Annotated in this window: 19 protein-coding genes; 11 read left to right on the forward strand and 8 right to left on the reverse strand. The window is 72.9% G+C overall.

Going from position 1 to position 16,675, the window contains the following annotated elements; genetic code table 11:
* Window positions 1-58 precede the first annotated feature (58 nt).
* The 3 genes from ACFVYX_RS14095 to ACFVYX_RS14105 are packed head-to-tail and all read left to right on the forward strand — an operon-like array spanning window position 59 to window position 1,073.
* The gene (locus tag ACFVYX_RS14095) at window positions 59-502 is read left to right on the forward strand and encodes a phage tail protein (RefSeq protein WP_073814308.1); all 444 of its coding nucleotides are present in this window, start codon (window positions 59-61) and stop codon (window positions 500-502) included.
* Window positions 502-924 carry a hypothetical protein gene (locus ACFVYX_RS14100; protein WP_389681600.1) on the forward strand — a complete coding sequence of 141 codons (423 nt, stop codon included), beginning with the start codon at window positions 502-504 and terminating at the stop codon, window positions 922-924. The genes ACFVYX_RS14095 and ACFVYX_RS14100 overlap by 1 nt, the downstream gene beginning before the upstream one ends.
* Window positions 921-1,073 (forward strand): DUF6760 family protein, encoded by a 153-nt coding sequence (locus tag ACFVYX_RS14105; RefSeq protein ID WP_167346856.1) that lies wholly within the window; start codon window positions 921-923, stop codon window positions 1,071-1,073. The genes ACFVYX_RS14100 and ACFVYX_RS14105 overlap by 4 nt, the downstream gene beginning before the upstream one ends.
* On the opposite strand, the gene ACFVYX_RS14110 is transcribed toward ACFVYX_RS14105, so the two are convergent.
* The 3 genes from ACFVYX_RS14110 to ACFVYX_RS14120 form a co-directional block, all read right to left on the reverse strand.
* Window positions 1,037-1,255 carry a hypothetical protein gene (locus ACFVYX_RS14110; protein ID WP_389681601.1) on the reverse strand — a complete coding sequence of 73 codons (219 nt, stop codon included), beginning with the start codon at window positions 1,253-1,255 and terminating at the stop codon, window positions 1,037-1,039. The two genes, ACFVYX_RS14105 and ACFVYX_RS14110, sit on opposite strands and share 37 nt — an antisense overlap.
* A 150-nt stretch (window positions 1,256-1,405) precedes the next feature.
* The gene (locus ACFVYX_RS14115; RefSeq protein WP_389681602.1) at window positions 1,406-1,747 is read right to left on the reverse strand and encodes a hypothetical protein; all 342 of its coding nucleotides are present in this window, start codon (window positions 1,745-1,747) and stop codon (window positions 1,406-1,408) included.
* Between the two features lie 1,149 nt (window positions 1,748-2,896).
* Window positions 2,897-3,172: a hypothetical protein gene (locus tag ACFVYX_RS14120; RefSeq protein ID WP_389681603.1), complete on the reverse strand. Its 276-nt coding sequence runs from the start codon at window positions 3,170-3,172 to the stop codon at window positions 2,897-2,899.
* A 151-nt stretch (window positions 3,173-3,323) separates the two neighbouring features.
* Here ACFVYX_RS14120 and ACFVYX_RS14125 point away from each other — a divergent pair, with 151 nt between their 5' ends.
* The 7 genes from ACFVYX_RS14125 to ACFVYX_RS14155 all read left to right on the forward strand — a co-directional run bounded on the left by ACFVYX_RS14125 (window position 3,324) and on the right by ACFVYX_RS14155 (window position 10,040).
* Window positions 3,324-3,983 (forward strand): hypothetical protein, encoded by a 660-nt coding sequence (locus ACFVYX_RS14125; RefSeq protein WP_389681605.1) that lies wholly within the window; start codon window positions 3,324-3,326, stop codon window positions 3,981-3,983.
* Window positions 3,984-4,051: 68 nt separating this feature from the next.
* Window positions 4,052-4,489, forward strand: coding sequence for a phage tail protein (locus ACFVYX_RS14130; RefSeq protein WP_389681606.1), 438 nt, complete (start codon window positions 4,052-4,054; stop codon window positions 4,487-4,489).
* A gap of 1 nt (window position 4,490) precedes the next feature.
* The gene (locus tag ACFVYX_RS14135) at window positions 4,491-5,231 is read left to right on the forward strand and encodes a LysM peptidoglycan-binding domain-containing protein (protein WP_389681607.1); all 741 of its coding nucleotides are present in this window, start codon (window positions 4,491-4,493) and stop codon (window positions 5,229-5,231) included.
* On the forward strand, window positions 5,228-7,042 hold the full coding sequence (locus tag ACFVYX_RS14140) for a VgrG-related protein (protein ID WP_389681608.1): 1,815 nt from the start codon (window positions 5,228-5,230) through the stop codon (window positions 7,040-7,042). Before ACFVYX_RS14135 ends, ACFVYX_RS14140 begins: the two co-directional genes overlap by 4 nt.
* Window positions 7,043-7,076: 34 nt before the next feature.
* Window positions 7,077-7,475, forward strand: coding sequence for a GPW/gp25 family protein (locus tag ACFVYX_RS14145; RefSeq protein WP_389681609.1), 399 nt, complete (start codon window positions 7,077-7,079; stop codon window positions 7,473-7,475).
* Window positions 7,476-7,485: 10 nt separating this feature from the next.
* Window positions 7,486-9,474 carry a putative baseplate assembly protein gene (locus ACFVYX_RS14150; protein WP_389681610.1) on the forward strand — a complete coding sequence of 663 codons (1,989 nt, stop codon included), beginning with the start codon at window positions 7,486-7,488 and terminating at the stop codon, window positions 9,472-9,474.
* Window positions 9,471-10,040, forward strand: a complete 570-nt coding sequence (locus ACFVYX_RS14155; RefSeq protein WP_389681611.1) for a phage tail protein — start codon at window positions 9,471-9,473, stop codon at window positions 10,038-10,040. The genes ACFVYX_RS14150 and ACFVYX_RS14155 overlap by 4 nt, the downstream gene beginning before the upstream one ends.
* A 67-nt stretch (window positions 10,041-10,107) precedes the next feature.
* On the opposite strand, the gene ACFVYX_RS14160 is transcribed toward ACFVYX_RS14155, so the two are convergent.
* On the reverse strand, window positions 10,108-10,521 hold the full coding sequence (locus tag ACFVYX_RS14160; RefSeq protein ID WP_389681612.1) for a hypothetical protein: 414 nt from the start codon (window positions 10,519-10,521) through the stop codon (window positions 10,108-10,110).
* A 55-nt stretch (window positions 10,522-10,576) separates the two neighbouring features.
* Here ACFVYX_RS14160 and ACFVYX_RS14165 point away from each other — a divergent pair, with 55 nt between their 5' ends.
* Entirely contained in the window at window positions 10,577-11,353 is a 777-nt protein-coding gene (locus tag ACFVYX_RS14165) for an NADase-type glycan-binding domain-containing protein (RefSeq protein WP_389681613.1), read from the forward strand.
* 85 nt (window positions 11,354-11,438) lie between these two features.
* On the opposite strand, the gene ACFVYX_RS14170 is transcribed toward ACFVYX_RS14165, so the two are convergent.
* From ACFVYX_RS14170 to ACFVYX_RS14185, 4 genes are all read right to left on the reverse strand, one after another.
* Entirely contained in the window at window positions 11,439-13,043 is a 1,605-nt protein-coding gene (locus ACFVYX_RS14170) for a glycoside hydrolase family 13 protein (protein ID WP_389681614.1), read from the reverse strand.
* Between the two features lie 37 nt (window positions 13,044-13,080).
* Complete coding sequence (locus ACFVYX_RS14175; RefSeq protein ID WP_389681615.1) at window positions 13,081-13,956, reverse strand: carbohydrate ABC transporter permease; 876 nt, start codon at window positions 13,954-13,956, stop codon at window positions 13,081-13,083.
* A 16-nt stretch (window positions 13,957-13,972) separates the two neighbouring features.
* A complete protein-coding gene (locus ACFVYX_RS14180; RefSeq protein WP_389681616.1) occupies window positions 13,973-14,935 on the reverse strand; it encodes a carbohydrate ABC transporter permease in 963 nt (320 codons plus the stop codon).
* Window positions 14,936-15,015: 80 nt separating this feature from the next.
* Window positions 15,016-16,434, reverse strand: coding sequence for an ABC transporter substrate-binding protein (locus tag ACFVYX_RS14185; protein ID WP_389681617.1), 1,419 nt, complete (start codon window positions 16,432-16,434; stop codon window positions 15,016-15,018).
* Between the last annotated feature and the right edge of the window lie 241 nt (window positions 16,435-16,675).

Below are 16,675 nucleotides of genomic sequence, written 5' to 3' on the forward strand. Positions count from 1 at the left end.
TCCTCCGCCCGCCTCCCCTCAGCACCCGAAACCCCTCTCATGAACAGGAGTGAACCGTATGTCCCTCGACACCGGTGACGCCCTCACCACCCACAATTTCGGCCTGCAGATCGACGGCGTCATGGTCGAGACCCTCCAGGAGATCAGCGGCCTCTCGATGGAGCAGGACGTGATCGAGTTCCAGCAGGTCTCCGCGGACGGCAAGCCGATCATCAAGAAGCTGCCCGGTGTGAAGAAGGCCGGTGAGTGCACGGTGACCCGAGGCGCGACCCAGTCCGCCGCCTTCACCGAGTGGATCACGTCCTCCATCGCGGGCGACATGGGCTCGGCCCGCAAGGACGCGTCCATCATCTTCCTGGACTACCAGCTCACCGAGGTGAAGCGGTACAACCTGCGCAACGCCTGGTGCACCAAGGTGGAGCTGAGCGCGACCAAGGCCGGCGACGCCGCCGCCCTGACCGAGCAGGTCACCATCACCTTCGAAGAGCTGACGCTCGGCTGATGCGACGCGAAGGAGGAGCGGCGGGAGCGCTGCCGGGCCACCGGCAGGAGCCGCTGCGCACGGAGTTCGCGTTCGAGCTGCCGCGCGGGTTCGTCGACGAGGCGGGCACCGTGCACCGCGAAGGGGCGATGCGGCTGGCCACGGCCAGGGACGAGCTGCTCCCGCTGCGGGACATCCGGGTCCGTGAGAACCCGGCGTACCTGTCGGTGGTGCTGCTCGGCCGGGTGATCACGCGGCTCGGCACGCTCCCGTCGGTCCACGACGGGACGGTGGAGAACATGTTCGCCTCCGACCTGGCGTTCCTCCAGGACTTCTACCGGCAGATCAACGCGGAGGGCCACACCAGGGCCGCCGTCGCCTGCCCGCACTGCGAGGAGTCCTTCGAGGTCGAGCTGGCGGGGAGCCGCCTGGGGGAATCGTGACGTACGCGGCCGACCGGATCGAGGAGGAGACCGCGTACCTCGCCTTCCACTTCCACTGGGGCATGGACGACATCCTCGATCTGGAGCACGCGGACCGGCGGAGGTACGTGGCTCAGGTGGCGTCCCTCGTGGAGCGGTCGCAGGCGTAACGGCTTTGTACGGAGAGGGGGTCGGAGGAGACGGTGGGGATGTTCGAGAGATGGCGGGCGGCGCGGTCGGCGCGCGGCGGTGCGCGGAGCGCCGCGCCCGAGGAGAGCACCGCGCCCGTGACGGCGCCGGGGGCCTCCTGGCGTGGGCTGCCGCCCCTGCAGCGGGTCCTGGACACCACCACTCCGCGTACTGTCGCGGAGCACGGGTTCGCCGCCTCGCTCGCGACCCACTGGAACCCCTCCTTCCAGAGCGACCTGGGCCATGGGGCGGTGCCGGACGCGCCGGGCGGTGTACTGCTCGACGCGGTGCGGCCCGTACAGCGGTCGGCGGCTCACGCCGAGGCGACGGCGGAACTGCCGGGACTGCGGCTGCCGGTGACGGGAACGAGCGCGGCGGCGGCGTCCACGACGGGCTCGGCGAGGGCTTCCGGGCCGGTCCCGGGCTCGGGAGCGGCCTCCGGTTCGGTTCCTGGGCCGGTCCCGCGTTCGGGAGCGGCCTCCGGTTCGGTTCCCGGGCCGGTCCCGCGTTCGGGAGCGGCCTCCGGGTCCGCTTCTGTGTCGGCTCCCGGCTCGGCCGGGGACTCGGCCGCGCGGTCGGCTTCCGGTCGTGCGGGCGGTTCGGTGCCCCCGGAGGCCGGGGCTCGTGGCGCCACGCCGTCCGTGGCGCGGCGCACGGCGACGGCTCCGCGAGGACAGGAGGGCGGGGCGGCCCGTCCCGTACGGGGTGAGGCACCGGCACCGGTGCGGCGTGAGCCTGCCGCCGCTCCCGTTCGGGACAATGCCGTCGTACGGGACGCGGCCGACGCTCCGGTACGAGGTGGCGGCGCGCCGCGCCCGTTGACGTCCTCGGGGCCGGCCCCGTCCGCGTCTCGGGCGGTCCAGCGCGCTGCCGCGTCCGGAAGGAGTCCCGAGCGCACGGCCTCTACGTCCGCGTCCACGCGCGGCGCCGGCGAACCCACCTCCGAGGCCGGGTCCGTGGTGCGTACGGCGACGCCGTCCGTCGCCGCCACGCCGCCCGGGCCCGTACGGCCGGCGCCCGTTCGCCGTGCGTCGCTCGTGTCCGCCCGGCCCGCGCAGCCTCCGCGCCGACTCGCCCCCGCCGGGGCGGCCCGGCCGGGTGGCACGGTCACGCCCGGCGCGGCGCCCGTCCAGCGGGCGGCAGCCCCTGTCCCGGCGTCCGAGCGCGGGACGGTGCCGACGACCGCGCACGACACCGCCGCACCGGAGCCCTCGGCTGCCGGTCGGCCCCAGAACGTCCCGGGCCCCGCTTCCCCCGTGGGGCCCGGGACTCCCGTCGGCACCGCCGACGCGCCGGTGCAGCGCCGCCCTGCCGTGCGCCGCTCACGGCGTGCCCCCGGCGCGGACTGGAACACAACGGCGTCCACGCCGCCGCCGGACCCGGCGATCCCCATGGCTCCGGAACCCCAGGTGGGCTCGCCGCGTCCGTCGGGCTCGGTGACTCCGGAACCCCAGGCGGGCCCGCCGCGTCCGTCAGGACCCGCACCGCGGAAGGCTCCTGCCGCTCCTGTACGTCAGTCGGCACCGCCGAATCCCCCGACGCCCAAGGCTCCCGGGACTCCCCCGGCAACCCCGGCGGCCGCGCCGCGCCCGGCCACCACGCCTCCCCCGGCCGCGCCGGGTCTCGGCGCTCCCGTGCAGCGCTCGGCCGTCGAGGCACCCGTGCCACGCTCGCAGCCGACGCCACGGGGCAACCCCACGCCTCGTACGAGCGCCACGCCGCGCCGGTCTCCGATCGGCGCGCCGATCACACCGCCGAGCACCCCGTCTGTCACCCCGCCCGCCCCGAGTCGGCCGGCTTCCGCTCAGGCCACGGCCTCGACCGTTCCGGGCATCCCCCTGGCGCCCGCGCCCCGGCCGGCCGCCCCGGCCCCGAGCACCCCCCTGACCGCGCCCGCGCTTCCGCCGGTCGCGCCGGTTCCGCGTACCTCTGCGTCGGCGCCGGTCCAGCGGGCGACCGCCCCGGGGGCGGCTGACGTTCCGGGAGATCCGGCGCCGCCGACGACCGTGCCGGACAGTGTTCCTGCGGCTCCCGTCACGCCCACGGTCGCCGCGCGGCGTCCCCTCGTACAGCGGTCCACGGCCGCACCTCGGCAGAGCGCCGCGCTCCCGAGTGCGTCAGCTCCCACTCCCCCGGCCGCCGCACAGCCGCCCGCTCCTGCTCCTGCTCCTGCTCCTGCTCCTGCTCCTGCTCCTGCTCCTGCTCCTGCTCCTGCTCCCACCGAACTCCCCATGCCCGTGGTCACCGTCACCGACGTACCCCGTGCCGGCGTGTCCACCGTGCAGCGGCAGGCCACGCTTCCGCTCGCCGGCACGCGGGCGTTCACGCCGAAGCAGGCGGACACCACGGTGCCGCCCGCTCCCCGTGCCCCCGGCGGCCCGGTCCCGCGCACCTCCCCCGCCACCGCGGCCGTGCCCCTCTCCCGGCCCGCCTCCGTTCCCGTCGCCACCGTCCAGCGCCGCACCGACGCGCCGCCGCCGGGTTCCCCGCGTCCCGTCGTCCCCATCGCCGCGCCCTCCGCCGCGCGGGCGGTCGCGCGCCCGGTGGCCGTCCAGCGTCACGCCGCTCCCGAGGCGACGCCCCCGACACCCGCGCCCCGTGTGCCCGTCGCGGCCCCCGTCCCGCTCCAGCGGGCCGGCGCTGCCCCCGCTCCGGCCCCGCACGCCCCCCGCGCCACCACCGTGACCAGGACCGCGCCGGCTCGGGCCGCCGTACAGCGGACCGGGGCCACCCCGCACGCCGTCGACGCCGTCGCGGAAGCCGACGTCGAGGGGCCGAGTCAGCTGGACGAGTTGGCCCGCCGTCTCGTCACCCCGCTGTCGCGGCTGCTGCGCGCCGAGCTCCGCGCCGACCGGGAGCGGGTGGGCCGCCTCCGCGACCACGGCCGCTGACCGGCCGTCCGGGCCCTTTCCCAGGCTTCCGCCCCACACCGACACGACGATCCGAGAGACCCGCCACCATGCCCCAGCAGCTGGACCCCGCATCCACCGTCTTCTTCAAGCTCAGCATCGACGGCCAGGACCTCGGCCTGTTCAACAGCTGTGACGGTCTCTCCTCCGAGGTCGAAGTGGAGCAGCGTCGGGAAGGGGGGAACAACGGTTTCGTCTGGCAGCTCCCCACCCGCGTCACCTTCTCCACCATCCGCCTCACCCGCCCCCTCACCCCCGACACCGCCAAGGTCGCCGCCTGGGTCTCGTCGCTCGCCACCGGCATCACCCGACCGACGGCGCAGATCGCGGCGCTGCGCGCGGACGGGTCGCTCGTCGCCCAGTGGGGCCTGGTGGAGGTGCTCCCGGTCCGCTGGACGGGGCCGACGCTCGACCCGGCGAACCCGGCCGTGGCGACGGAGACGCTGGAGATCGCGCACCACGGGTTCACCGACGCGGGAGGCGCCTGAGATGGCACCGTCCTTCGGCGGGCTCGTCGCCAGCGGACTGTCGCGCGCGACGCTCGCCATCCACCAGCCGCCCACCGACCTGTCGAGCAACTACGGCGGCAAGCTCGGCGAGGTCAAGTTCGAGTTCAACCCGGATCAGCTCAGGCTCAGCCGGTCCGCGAGCTGGCACACCGAGCAGGCCGTCGCCTACGACCGGGGCGCGCCGCCGAAGTTCACCGGCAGCCGGCCCGCCGAGCTGCAGCTGGAGGTCTTCCTCGACCGCTCCGGTGACCCGTCGTCCGACGATGTGAAGCAGCAGGTGGAACTGCTGCTCTCCTGTTGCGAGGTGACTCAGCAGAGCATCAGCGCGAAGGCGCCGTCGCCGCCATGGGTGCAGTTCACCTGGGGGTCGTTCTCGACGGTGCAGTTCGTCGCGTACGTCACCTCCGTCTCCGCGACGTACACCCTGTTCAGCCCCAGCGGGATGCCGATCCGGGCCACCTGCTCGCTCGCGCTCACCGAGATCTCCAGCGCGACCAAGAAGCAGAACCCGACCTCGGGCGCGCTCTCGGCCCGTCGGGTGCACCGCACGGTCGCCGGGGACTCCCTCGCCTCCCTCGCCTGGCGGGAGTACGGCGACGCGACCCGCTGGCGGGTCATCGCCGAGGCGAACCGTATCGACGACCCGACGCGGTTGCGGCCGGGCACCGAACTGCTGCTCCCTTCCACCACCGAAACGCCGGAGACCGAGGGCGCCTCATGAGCGAGAAGACCTTCACCACCGTCCTCCACGTGCAGCTCGACGGCACGCCGCTGCCGGACCCGCTCGCGGTCCGCCTGACCGAGGGGTGGGTGGACGCGAGTGTCAACGTCCCGTCCGCCTTCCAGCTGACCTTCGGCGACAAGGACGGCACCCTCACCGGGAAGTTCCCGTTCCTCAAGGTCGGTGCCATGGCGGTGCTCTCGCCCTTCACCGACGGGAAGCTCGGGGAGCCGATGCTCACCGGCGAGGTCACCGCCGTCGAGGTGGACGCGGCGCCCGGCCACGGCCGGTATCTGATCGTGCGCGGTTACGACCCGGGCCACCGTCTGCTGCGCAGTCGGCGTGTCGAGGGCTATCCGAACATGACGGCGTCCGACATCGTCAGGAAGCTCGCCGCGCTCAACCGCATCCCGCTGGGCAAGATCGACGCGACTCCGACGGTGTACGAGCTGGCCACCCAGCCCAACATCACCGACTGGGACTTCCTGTCCCGGCTGGCGCGGGAGAACGACGTCCGTCTCTCGCTGGACCCGGCGGGCCGGCTCGTCTTCGCCGCGCTGCCTCCGGCCTCGTCCGCGCCCGCCGACACGACGCCCGCGGCGGTCAGCCCGTACGTCCTGGACTTCGGGAGCAACACCCTGCACAGCCGGGTGTCCGTGACCGCCGCCGGGCAGGTCGGGAAGGTCGACGTGCGGGGCTGGGATCCCCGTACCAAGCAGGCGCTGTCGTCTCCGACGCCCGCCGTGGCAAGCGCCGAGATCGTCTCCGACATCACGCCCGCGCAGCTGTCCGCGCCCTTCGGCCCGGCCGAACTGGCCGCGACGGGCACGCCGTTCACGACGCAGTCGGAGGTGACGCGGGCGGCCCTGGCGCTCGCGGACGACGTCACCGGGTCGTTCGCGGAGCTGGAGGTCGCCGTGACGGGCAATCCGGCGCTGAAGCCGGGGCAGCCGGTGGCCGTGAAGGGCGCGGGCTTCCCCTTCGAGGGGCGCTACACGGCCACCGGTGTCCGCCATGTCTTCGCGTCGGGACGGCAGTTCACGACGTGGCTGACCGTGTCGGGCCGGCAGTTCCGTTCGCTGTACGGGACGGCTTCGGGCGGTGGGGAGCCGGCGCCGCCGATGCCGGGTGTGGCGGTCGCGCTCGTCACCAACACGAAGGACCCGCTGTCGCAGGGCCGGGTCAGGCTGCGTTTCCCGTGGCTCTCGGCGACGTACGAGAGCGGCTGGTGCCGGGTCGCCCAGCTCGGCGGGCGCGGTGGGGGCGGTCTGATGCTGCCGGAGGTGGACGACGAGGTGCTGTGTGCCTTCGACCGGGGGTCGCTGGAACACCCGTACGTCCTGGCGGGGCTCTACAACGGGGTCGACAAGCACACCCCGGCCACCGACCGGGTGCCGCCCGTCGATCCGACGAGCGGGCGGGTCCAGTGGCGCGCGCTGACCTCCCGCACCGGTCACACCGTGGAGCTGCGGGAGGAGGGCGGCCGGACGCGTGCCTCGCACGGCATCCGGCTGCGTACGTCGAAGGGGGCACTGAGCGTCGAGCTGAACGAGGCGCGGACCACGCTGACCATCGACAGCGACGGGACGGTCACCATCACGGGGGCCAGGGGGGTCACGGTGGAGTCGGGGACGGATCTGACGCTCTCCGCCAAGGGGCGGATCAAGCTCGACGCGGGGCTGGGTGTGGACATCAAGGCCGGGGTGAAGTTCAAGGTGTCGGCGCTGACCCAGGCCGTCGTCAACGCCCCGACGTTCGTGACCTCGACCGTCCCGATGCCGAACCCCGTCGTGGCGAACCTGCCGTTCTGATGGCCGGTCTGCCGGTCCTGAGGAGGACCTTCCTGTGAGTGAGCACTTCGTCGGCGCCGGCTGGGCCTTTCCGCTGCGGACCGGCCCGAGCGGTGCCATCGCCCTCGTCCGGCGCGACCGCGAGATCGAGGAGTCGATGCGGCTCGTGCTCGCGACCGCTCCGGGCGAGCGGCCGATGCGCCCCGAGTTCGGCTGCGCGGTCCACGAGCTGGTGTTCGCGCCCGTCAACGACGCGACGATGGGCCGGGTCCGGTACGAGGTGGTGTCCGCGCTCGACCGCTGGGAGCCGCGCATCGACGTCGAGGAGGTCACGGTCGCCCCCGCGCCCGGCGAACCGACCACGCTGTACATCGACGTCCGCTACCGGGTCCGCGGGGCCAACAATCCGCGCAATCTCGTCTTCCCCTTCTACGTCATCCCCTCCGAGGACTGAAAGAGCCGCCATGGCCCTGCCCGCACCCCATCTCGACGACCGCCGCTTCCAGCAGTTCGTCGACGACGCCAAGCGCTACATCCAGCAGGCGTGCCCCGAGTGGACCGACCACAACGTCTCGGACCCGGGCGTCACCCTGGTCGAGGCCGTCGCGCACATGGCGGACCAGCTCGTCTACCGTCTCAACCGGGTCCCGGAGAAGAACCATCTGGCCTTCCTCGACCTGCTCGGGGTGACGCTGTTCCCGCCCGCCGCCGCGCGTGCCGAGATCACCTTCCGGCTCTCCGCTCCGCAGCCGGAGCCGGTGGTGCTGCCCACCGGGACGGAGGTGTCGACCGGGCGTACGGAGACGGAGGAGGCGGTGGTGTTCGCGACCACCGCCGATCTGACCGTCGTGCCCTGCGCGTTGACCCGTCTCGTGCGCCAGGAGAGCGGGGGTACGCCCGAGGACCGTTCGCAGGACCTGGCCGGCGGCGAGGACGTGCCCGTCTTCTCGCCGGCGCCGCGCGTCGGCGATCTGCTGCTGCTCGGTCTGTCCGCGGCCGTACCGGACTGTCTGCTGGTCCTCGACCTCGACAGCAGGGTGGACGGCGTCGGCGTGGACCCACGCCGGCCGCCCCTGCTGTGGGAGGCGTGGACGGCGGCCGACGGCTGGGTCGGGTGCGAGGTCGACGAGGACACCACGGGTGGCCTGAACCGCCCGGGTGAGGTCGTGCTGCACATGCCGTCCGGGCACACGGTCTCGCGGCTCGCGGGGCACGAGGCGGGCTGGGTGCGCTGCCGGGTCGTGGAGCCGGTCGAGGGTCTGCCCTCGTACAGCGAGTCTCCGACCGTACGGGCCGCGGCGGCGTTCACGATCGGCGGGACGGTGCGGGCGGCGCACGCCGAGGCGGTGCGGGACGAGCCGCTCGGTGAGTCCGAGGGCGTCGCCGGTCAGCGGGTGCGGCTCGCGCACGCGCCGGTCGTCGACCGTCCTCCGCTGCTGCTGCAGGTCGCCGAGCGGGCGGACGGCGGTGGGGACGAGGACGATCCGGAGGCCGGCTGGCAGGAGTGGAGCGTCGTCCGCGACTTCGCCTCCTCGCGCCCGGAGGACCGCCACGTCACCCTGGACGCGACCACCGGCGAGATCGCCTTCGGTCCGTGCGTGCGCCAGCCGGACGGCACCCTGAGGCAGTTCGGGGCGGTGCCGCCGAAGGGCGCGGCGATCCGCGCGGTCCGTTACGGTACCGGGGGCGGCCGGGCGGGCAACGTGGCCCGCTCCACGATCACCGTGCTGCGCAGTTCCATCCCGTACATCGCGCGGGTGGAGAACCGGGAGGCGGCGCGGGGCGGGGTGGACGGGGAGACCGTCGAGGAGGCGAAGTCCCGGGCGCCCATCACCCTGCGGGCGCAGGAGCGTGCGGTCACCGCCCGTGACTACGAGGAGCTGGCGCGGCGGGCCGCGCCCGAGGCCGCGCGTATCTCCTGCCTGGCGGCGGACGCGGCCGAGGCGGGCGAGAACGCCGTGCGGGTCCTGGTGGTGCCGCAGGCGGTGCCGGACCGGGGCGGGCGGCTGCGGTTCGAGCAGCTGGTCCCGGGTGAGGAGCTTCTCTCCCGGGTGACCGGCTTCCTCGACGAGCGGCGTCCGCTGGGGACCCGGCTCGCCGTGGGGCCGCCGTTCTACCAGGGGGTGACGGTGGTGGCGACGCTCCACTCCTTCCGGGCGGCGGAGGCGGAGCGGGTGCGGGCCGCGGCCCTCGACACGCTGTACGCGTATCTGGACCCGCTGACGGGCGGGGCGCACGGCGAGGGGTGGCCGTTCGGGCGCCCGCTGCGGGCCGGGGAGGTCTTCGCGGCGCTCCAGCGCGTGCCGGGTGTGGAGCTGGTGGACGAGGTCCTGCTGCATCCGGCGGACCCGCTGACCGGCCGCAGGGGTGACGTGACGGACCGGATCGAGCTGTCGCCGTCCGCGCTGCTCTTCCCGTTCGACCACCGCGTCCGTGTGATCGAGGCGCGGTGAGCGGGTCGGCGCGGGGGACGGTTCCCGGGCTTGCGACGCCCTACCCGCTGGGGGCGGCGCTGCCCGCCGTCTACGCGGAGGACGACTTCGGGCAGCGGTTCGTCTCCGGTCTCGATGTCGTCCTGGCCCCCCTCTTCAGCGTCCTGGACTCCCTTGAGGCGTACTTCTCGCCCGCGCTGGCCCCGGCCGACTTCGTGGACTACCTCGCGACCTGGGTCGGCGCGGAGCTGGACGGCGGCGAGCCGCTTCCGCTGCGCCGGCACGCGGTCGCGTCCGCCGTGGCGCTGCACCGGGTCCGCGGCACGCGGCAGGGGCTCGCGGCGGCGGTCCGGCTGGCGTTCGGCGTGCCGCCGGAGATCTCCGAGAGCGGGGGCGCGAGCTGGTCCGCCGCTCCGCTCGGCCCGTTCCCCGGGACGCCCGTGGCCGGGCTGCGTGTCGTTCTCCGGGTCGCCGACCCGGCAGCCGTTGATCCGCACCGACTGCGGGCGGTCGTGGCCGCGGCCCGTCCCGCGCACCTGCCGTTCACGGTGTCGGTGACCACTTCCCGTACGTCCGAAGGAGCTTGACCCTGATGAGTGACGCGCCCCAGACCCGTCCCTGCCCGGACTGCGCGAGCCCGGTCCGGACGACGGATCAGTCGTTCTGCGACAGTTGCGGAGCGTTCCTGCGCTGGGACAGCCCGGCCTCGGGCCCGGGCTCGGCCGGTGGGGCCGCCGCGGCGGCCGGGGGGTCCCCGTCCGGCGCCGAGTCGGCGGTCCGGGAGGAGCCGGCCGGCGGCGGGGCGGGCGGTGACGCCGCGCCCGCCGTGGCGCGTCCCGAGCCGTCCCCGGCGGCGGAGTCCACGACTGCCCCCGGAGCGCCGGCTCCGGCATCGGCCGCCGTCGGCACGTCGGGTGTCCCAGCCTCCGACGCGGCGGACGCCGCCCGTCCGGGCGTCGGCCCCGAGGAGGTGACCGCCCCGCTGCCCGCCGTGTCCGCGTCCCCCGAGACGCCCGCGTCGGCGGCCGCACCGGAGGCGAGGCCGGCGTCCGAGGGGCCGTCGGACACGCTTGTACGCTCCCTCCTCGTCCCGGTTCCCGGGAACCGGCCCGTGGAGCCCGCCGTGGCCGCGCCCGTGCTGCCCGCTCGTCCGGAGGCCGCGCGTCCTGCGGTGCGGGCCGCCGAGGCGCCCGCGCCGGTCCAGGGCGGCACCCCGTGCCCGGCGTGCTCGCTCGCCAACACCCCGGGCCGTCACTTCTGCCGCTTCTGCGCGACGCCGATGGTCCCCGAGCGGCTCTCCACGGCCGAGGGCCCGTACGCGGGACGGCGTCCCGGTCTGATCCGCGACCGGAGCCGCTGGATCGTCCGAGCCCTGATCGCCACCGCGGTCGTGGCCGTGGTGGTCGGCGGTGTCGTCGGCGGTCCGCCCGCCGCACGGGCGGTCCAGGACCACTTCGCCACCCGGGTCCCGGTGCATCCGGTCGCCTGGGCCGCCTCGCACTCCGCGCCGAGGCAGGAGCCGAAGCTGGCGGGCGACGGGTACTCCAACACCTGGTGGGGCACGGGGTACGCGGGCGACTCGGCGGGCCAGTACCTGGAGGCGCGCTTCGCCGAGCCGACCGATCTGCTGAGTGTCCTGATCACCCCCGGCAGTTCGAAGAACACCACCCAGGCGGACGGTCAGGCGACCCCGCGCACGTTCGACCTGGTGGTGCGGGACTCCTCGGGCGAGACGCGGGTCTCGCAGCACCGCGTCAACGACGGCGGCACCCAGCGGGTCGACGTGCGGGTGCGCGACGCGCTGTCGGTGCGGCTGGTGCTGCGTACGGCGTGGCGGGCCGATCCCCGGAAGCAGGTGGCCGTCGCGGAGCTGGAGTTCTTCGGCAGGTCCGTCTCCTGACGTCCCGTGCCGGGGCTGGGACCCCCGGGAGGTTCTCCTGACGCCTTCTCAGATGTGGTGGCGCCCCGAGGGTCCGGCCGTCGGGTCAGGCGCGCAGCCACACCGCCGTGTCCACCGGTAGGCGGCCGTCCGGGTCGAGCGGGCCGCTCGACAGGAGCAGGCGCTCGTGCGGCGGGAGTTCGGCCGGCGGGGCGGAGAGGTTGACGACGCACAGCAGGCCCGCGGCCCGGGTGAAGGCGAGTACTCCCTCGCGCGCGGGCAGCCAGGTCAGGGGGCCGTCGCCGAAGCCCTCCCGGGTTCGGCGCAGCCGGAGCGCCTCACGGTAGAGGGACAGCATGGACGCCTCGTCGTCCCGCTGCCGGTCCACGGCGTAGGAGTGCCAGTCCCGGGGCTGGGGGAGCCAGGGCTCGGAGGAGGATCCGAACCCGTACGAGGGCGCGTCGGCGATCCACGGCAGGGGGACGCGGCAGCCGTCGCGGCCTGGGTCGGTGCCGCCGGAGCGGGCGTGCATGGGGTCCTGGATCCGGTCGAGCGGGATGTCCGCCTCGGGAAGGCCGAGTTCCTCCCCCTGGTAGACGTACACGGAGCCCGGGAGTGCCAGGGTCAGCAGCGCGGCGGCGCGGGCCCGGCGGGTGCCGAGGGCGAGGTCGGTGGGGGTGCCGAAGGCCTTCTTCGCGAAGTCGAAGCCGGTGTCCGCGCGTCCGTACCGGGTGACGGTGCGGGTCACGTCGTGGTTGCACAGGACCCAGGTCGCGGGGGCGCCGACCGGGGCGTGTTCGGCGAGGGTGTCGTCGATGGTGCGGCGCAGCCGGTCCGGTTCCCAGGGGCAGGTGAGAAAGGTGAAGTTGAAGGCGGTGTGCAGTTCGTCGGGGCGGAGGTAGCGGGCGAAGCGTTCGGCGTCGGGCAGCCAGACCTCGCCGACGAAGACACCGCCGTACTCGTCGGCTATCGCGCGCCAGGAGCGGTAGATGTCGTGGATCTCGTCCTGGTCGATGTACGGGTGCGGGTCGACGCCCTCGACGAAGTCGCGGAGGCCGGGGTCCTTGGTGAGCAGGGCGGCGGAGTCGATCCGGACGCCCGCGACTCCTCGGTCGAACCAGAAGCGGAGGATGTCCTCGTGCTCGCGGCGGACGTCGGGGTGGGACCAGTTGAGGTCGGGCTGTTCGGGGGTGAAGAGGTGGAGGTACCACTCGCCGTCGGCGACGCGGGTCCAGGTGTTCCCGGAGAACTGGGACGGCCAGTCGTTGGGCGGGAGTTCGCCGCGCTCTCCCCGGCCGGGCCGGAAGTGGAAGCGTGCGCGGGCGGCGCTGCCGGGGCCCGCCTCCAGTGCCTCGCGGAACCAGGTGTGCTGGTCGGAGACGTGGTTGGGGACGATGTCGACGATCGCGCGGATGCCGAGGTCGCGGGCCTCGGTGATGAGTTTCTCGGCGTCGGCGAGGGTGCCGAAGGCGGGGTCGATGGTGCGGTAGTCGGCGACGTCGTAGCCGCCGTCGACCAGCGGGGAGAGGTACCAGGGGGTGAACCAGACGGCGTCGACGCCGAGTTCGGCGAGGTAGGGCAGTCTCGCCCGGACGCCCGCGAGATCCCCGGTGCCGTCGCCGTCGCCGTCGGCGAAACTGCGCGGATACACCTGGTAGATGACGGCGTCGCGCCACCAGTCTTCGGTGCGATGCGAGTGAGGGGCTGCCACGTGAGGGTCCTTTCGGGCAGGTCGGGGTGGTGGGCCGTCAGCCCTTGAGTCCGCCGGCGGTGAGGCCGCTCATGATGTTTCGCTGGAAGACCAGGAAGATGAGCAGCGTCGGCACGGAGGCGATGGTGAGCGCGGCGATCAGCACGTTCACGGGCACGCCGTTGGACAGGGAGTAGATGCCGACGTTGAGCGTCTGCAGGGCGGGGTCGGGGAGCGTGAGCATCGGCCAGAGGAAGTCCTTCCAGACGCCCACGACGGCGAAGATCGACACGACTCCGAGGATCGGGCGCGAGAGGGGCAGCACGATCGACCACAGGATCCGCGTCGGGGACGCTCCGTCGATGGACGCGGCGTCCAGGAGTTCCCTCGGGATCGAGTCGAAGAAGCGCTTGAGCAGGAAGATGTTGAACGCGTTGGTGACCGAGGGCAGCCAGATCGCCCAGGGGGTGTTGAGGAGGTTGCGCTCGAAGATCGGCACGTCGAGGACCGTCAGGTACTGGGGAACGACGAGGACGGTCGCCGGGATCATGAGGGTCGCGAGCATCAGGCCGAGCACGGCCTTGCCGAACACCGGCCGGAGTTTGGAGAGGGAGTAGGCGGCGGCCACGTCCAGGACGAGCTGGAAGGCGAGCGCTCCGAACGCGTAGTAGAGGGTGTTGAAGAGCAGGGTCGCGAGGTCCATGACCTCCCAGGCCCGGGTGTGGTTCTCCGGGGCGAAGGATCCCGGCACCAGGGTCGGCGGTGTCTGGATCACTTCCTGGGTGTCCTTGAAGCCGCTGGACACCAGCCAGTACAGGGGTCCGAGGAACGCCAGGGTGAAGCCGCCGACGACCAGGGCGAAGACGGTCCAGTAGAGGACCTTGCCGCGGGGGCGGGCGAGCTGCGCCGGCGAGATGAGTGTGCGTGTGGACATGCTGGTCTCCCCGGTCCTACTCGTCCTCGGCGCGGCTGAGCTTGACGTACGCCGCCGAGAATCCGGCCAGGAGTACGAGCAGGAGCAGGCCGAGCGCCGCCGCGGCACCGTAGTTGTTGAAGTTGAAGGCGTACTGGTAGATGAGGTGGACGACGGTCGTGGTCGATCCCTCGGGTCCCGCCCCGCCGGTGAGCAGGAACGGTTCGACGAAGACCTGCATGGTCGCGATGATCTGCATGAGCAGCATCAGGGAGAGGATGAGCCGGGTCTGCGGGATGGTGACGTGCCAGATCTTGCGGAGGATTCCGGCGCCGTCGAGTTCGGCCGCCTCGTACAGCTCGCCGGGGATGCTCTGGAGGGCGGCGAGGTAGATGAGGGCGGCGCCGCCCATGTTCATCCAGGTCGATGCGATGACGACGGAGAGCATGGCGAGGTCGGGGTCCTGCAGCCACTGCTGCTCCGGGAGGTGGAGGAGGCGGAGCAGTTCGTTGAGGAGCCCGTAGCCGGGGTCGTACAGGTACTTGAAGAGGAGGACGGAGGCGACCGGCGGGAGCATGACGGGCAGGTAGACCAGCAGCCGGAGATAGCCCTGGCCGTGGTGGAACTCGTTGATGACGAGGGCGACGGCGAAGGGGACGGCGAAGCCGAAGACCAGTGCGAGCGCGGTGAACAGGAGCGTGTTGCGCCAGGCCTGCCAGAAGGCCGGGTCGTTGACGACGGTGATGAGGTTGTCCAGGCCGACCCAGGTCGTCTGTCCGCTCTCGGTCTTCTGGAAGGCCAGGAGGAACTCCCTGACCATGGGGTACCAGGAGAAGAAGGCGAAGCAGAGGACGGCGCCGATGAGGAAGCCGTGGGCGGTGAGGTTGCGCCGCACGCTCTTCGCGAGGCGGTCACGGCCGGCGGGGGCCGGGGGGCCCGCCGGCGGCGGGGAGTGGCGGGGGCGGCCCGCCTTGCTCGGGGTCATGCTGGGGGCCGACATCATCGCTCCTCGGTACTGGTCTGCCGGGGTGGGGTGCGGGGGCCGGCGAGGGCGGTTCGCCGCGCCCCCGCCGGGGTCCGTCACTGCTGGGCGAGGACCTGGTTGACCTGTGCCTCGGCGTCGGCGAGGAGCTTGTCGATGTCGGCGTCCTTGTTGGTGAGGAGTCCGGACATCACGTTGTCGAGGACCTTGTAGACCTCCTGCGCCTTCGGCGGTTCGGCCTTGCCCGCGACGGGGTTGTCCATGAAGGACTTGAAGTTCGCGACCGGCATGGTGGCGTTGGCGAGCCGGGCCGCGTCGTCCGTGGCCTTGGACTCGTTCAGCCAGAAGTTGGGCTGCGGCACGCCGACGGGCAGGGCGTCCTTCTTGGTACGGGCCCAGTCGAACTGGCCCTTGCCGACGGTGAGGTTCTTGAAGTTGAGCCAGGCGACGGCGGCCTTGATCTTGTCGCCGGAGATCCCTTTCTTGATCATGTAGTTGTTGCCGCCGGCGAGGGTGTTCTTCTCGCCGGGGATCGGGCCCATGCCGAAGTTCTCGTACGTCGCGCCCAGCTGCTGGACCATGTACGCGATGTCGTCGGGGGCGGCGAGGAACATGCCGAGCTTGTCGGTGGCGATCTGCTTCTGGAGGTCGCCCCACTTGAGCAGCTGGGTCTTGCCCATGCTGTCGTCCTCCCAGCGCATGGCGTGGAGGTTCTTCGCGACCTGTCTGCCGAGTTCGTTGTTGAACGCGGCCTTCTTGCCGCTCGCGTCGACGACCTCGCCGCCGATGCTGTACATCTGCGCGGTGAAGTGCCAGCCGCCGGTGTTGCCGGCGCTGTACTCGCCGAATCCGGCGATGCCTTCGCCGAGTGCGGCGATCTTCTTGGCGGCGGCGCGCACCTCGGGCCAGGTGCGTGGCGGGGCGTCGGGGTCCAGGCCGGCCCGGGAGAAGAGCTTGCGGTTGATCAGGAGGCCCATCGTGTAGTTGCTGGTGGGCAGTCCGTAGAGCTTGCCGTCGTGCTTGAGGGAGCCGAGGACGTTCGGGTCGATGTCCTTGAGGAGCGGCACGCTCTTGTCGTGGACGTACGCGGTGATGTCGGCGGCTCCGTCCTCGGAGAGCACCTGCGGCAGGTCGGTGAAGTAGGTGTAGAACACGTCCGGCTGGGACTTGGCCTTGAGCATCGCGGTGAAGCGCGGCGGCTCCAGGCACTGGCCGGGGGTGGAGCGGCCCTCGATGGTGACGTTCGGGTACGTCTTGTTGAACTCGGCGACGTCCTCCTTCCACTCCTTGAGCTCGGCCGCCTTCGCCGCGGGGGGCATGCAGTCGATGGTGAGCGTCACCTTGGTCTTCGGGTCCAGCGGGGCGGTGGGGTCGGACGAGCCGCCGCCCTCCGAAGGGCCGCCGCCGCCGTTGTTGCTGCTGCTCGTGCCGCAGGCGGCGAGTGCGGTCAGCGTGAGCGCGGAGACGAGGGTGACCGCGCTGGCGCGGCGCGTGCGGCGGAACCGGGCACTTCTCATGGGTGGTCCCCTTCGGGCCTGAACGTGGAGGTCGCCCCACCGCCTGTGCGTTGTGGGGCGCGGCTCACTCAACCACCCCCAACAAGTGAACGCAAGATATCGCGCTGATTTCGTAATTGCCTGACAGTCAAGGGCTGATGGGTCGAGTTCGCCGCTCAGGAAGCCGACAGTTCAACGACTCCGCACGGGGTCCGCCCGCCCGGTATGGGGCGGGGCCCGGCCAGAACGCACGCAAGACCGA

Origin of the sequence: Streptomyces sp. NPDC058326, assembly GCF_042879855.1 — a bacterium.
Classification (GTDB): Bacteria; Actinomycetota; Actinomycetes; order Streptomycetales; family Streptomycetaceae; genus Streptomyces.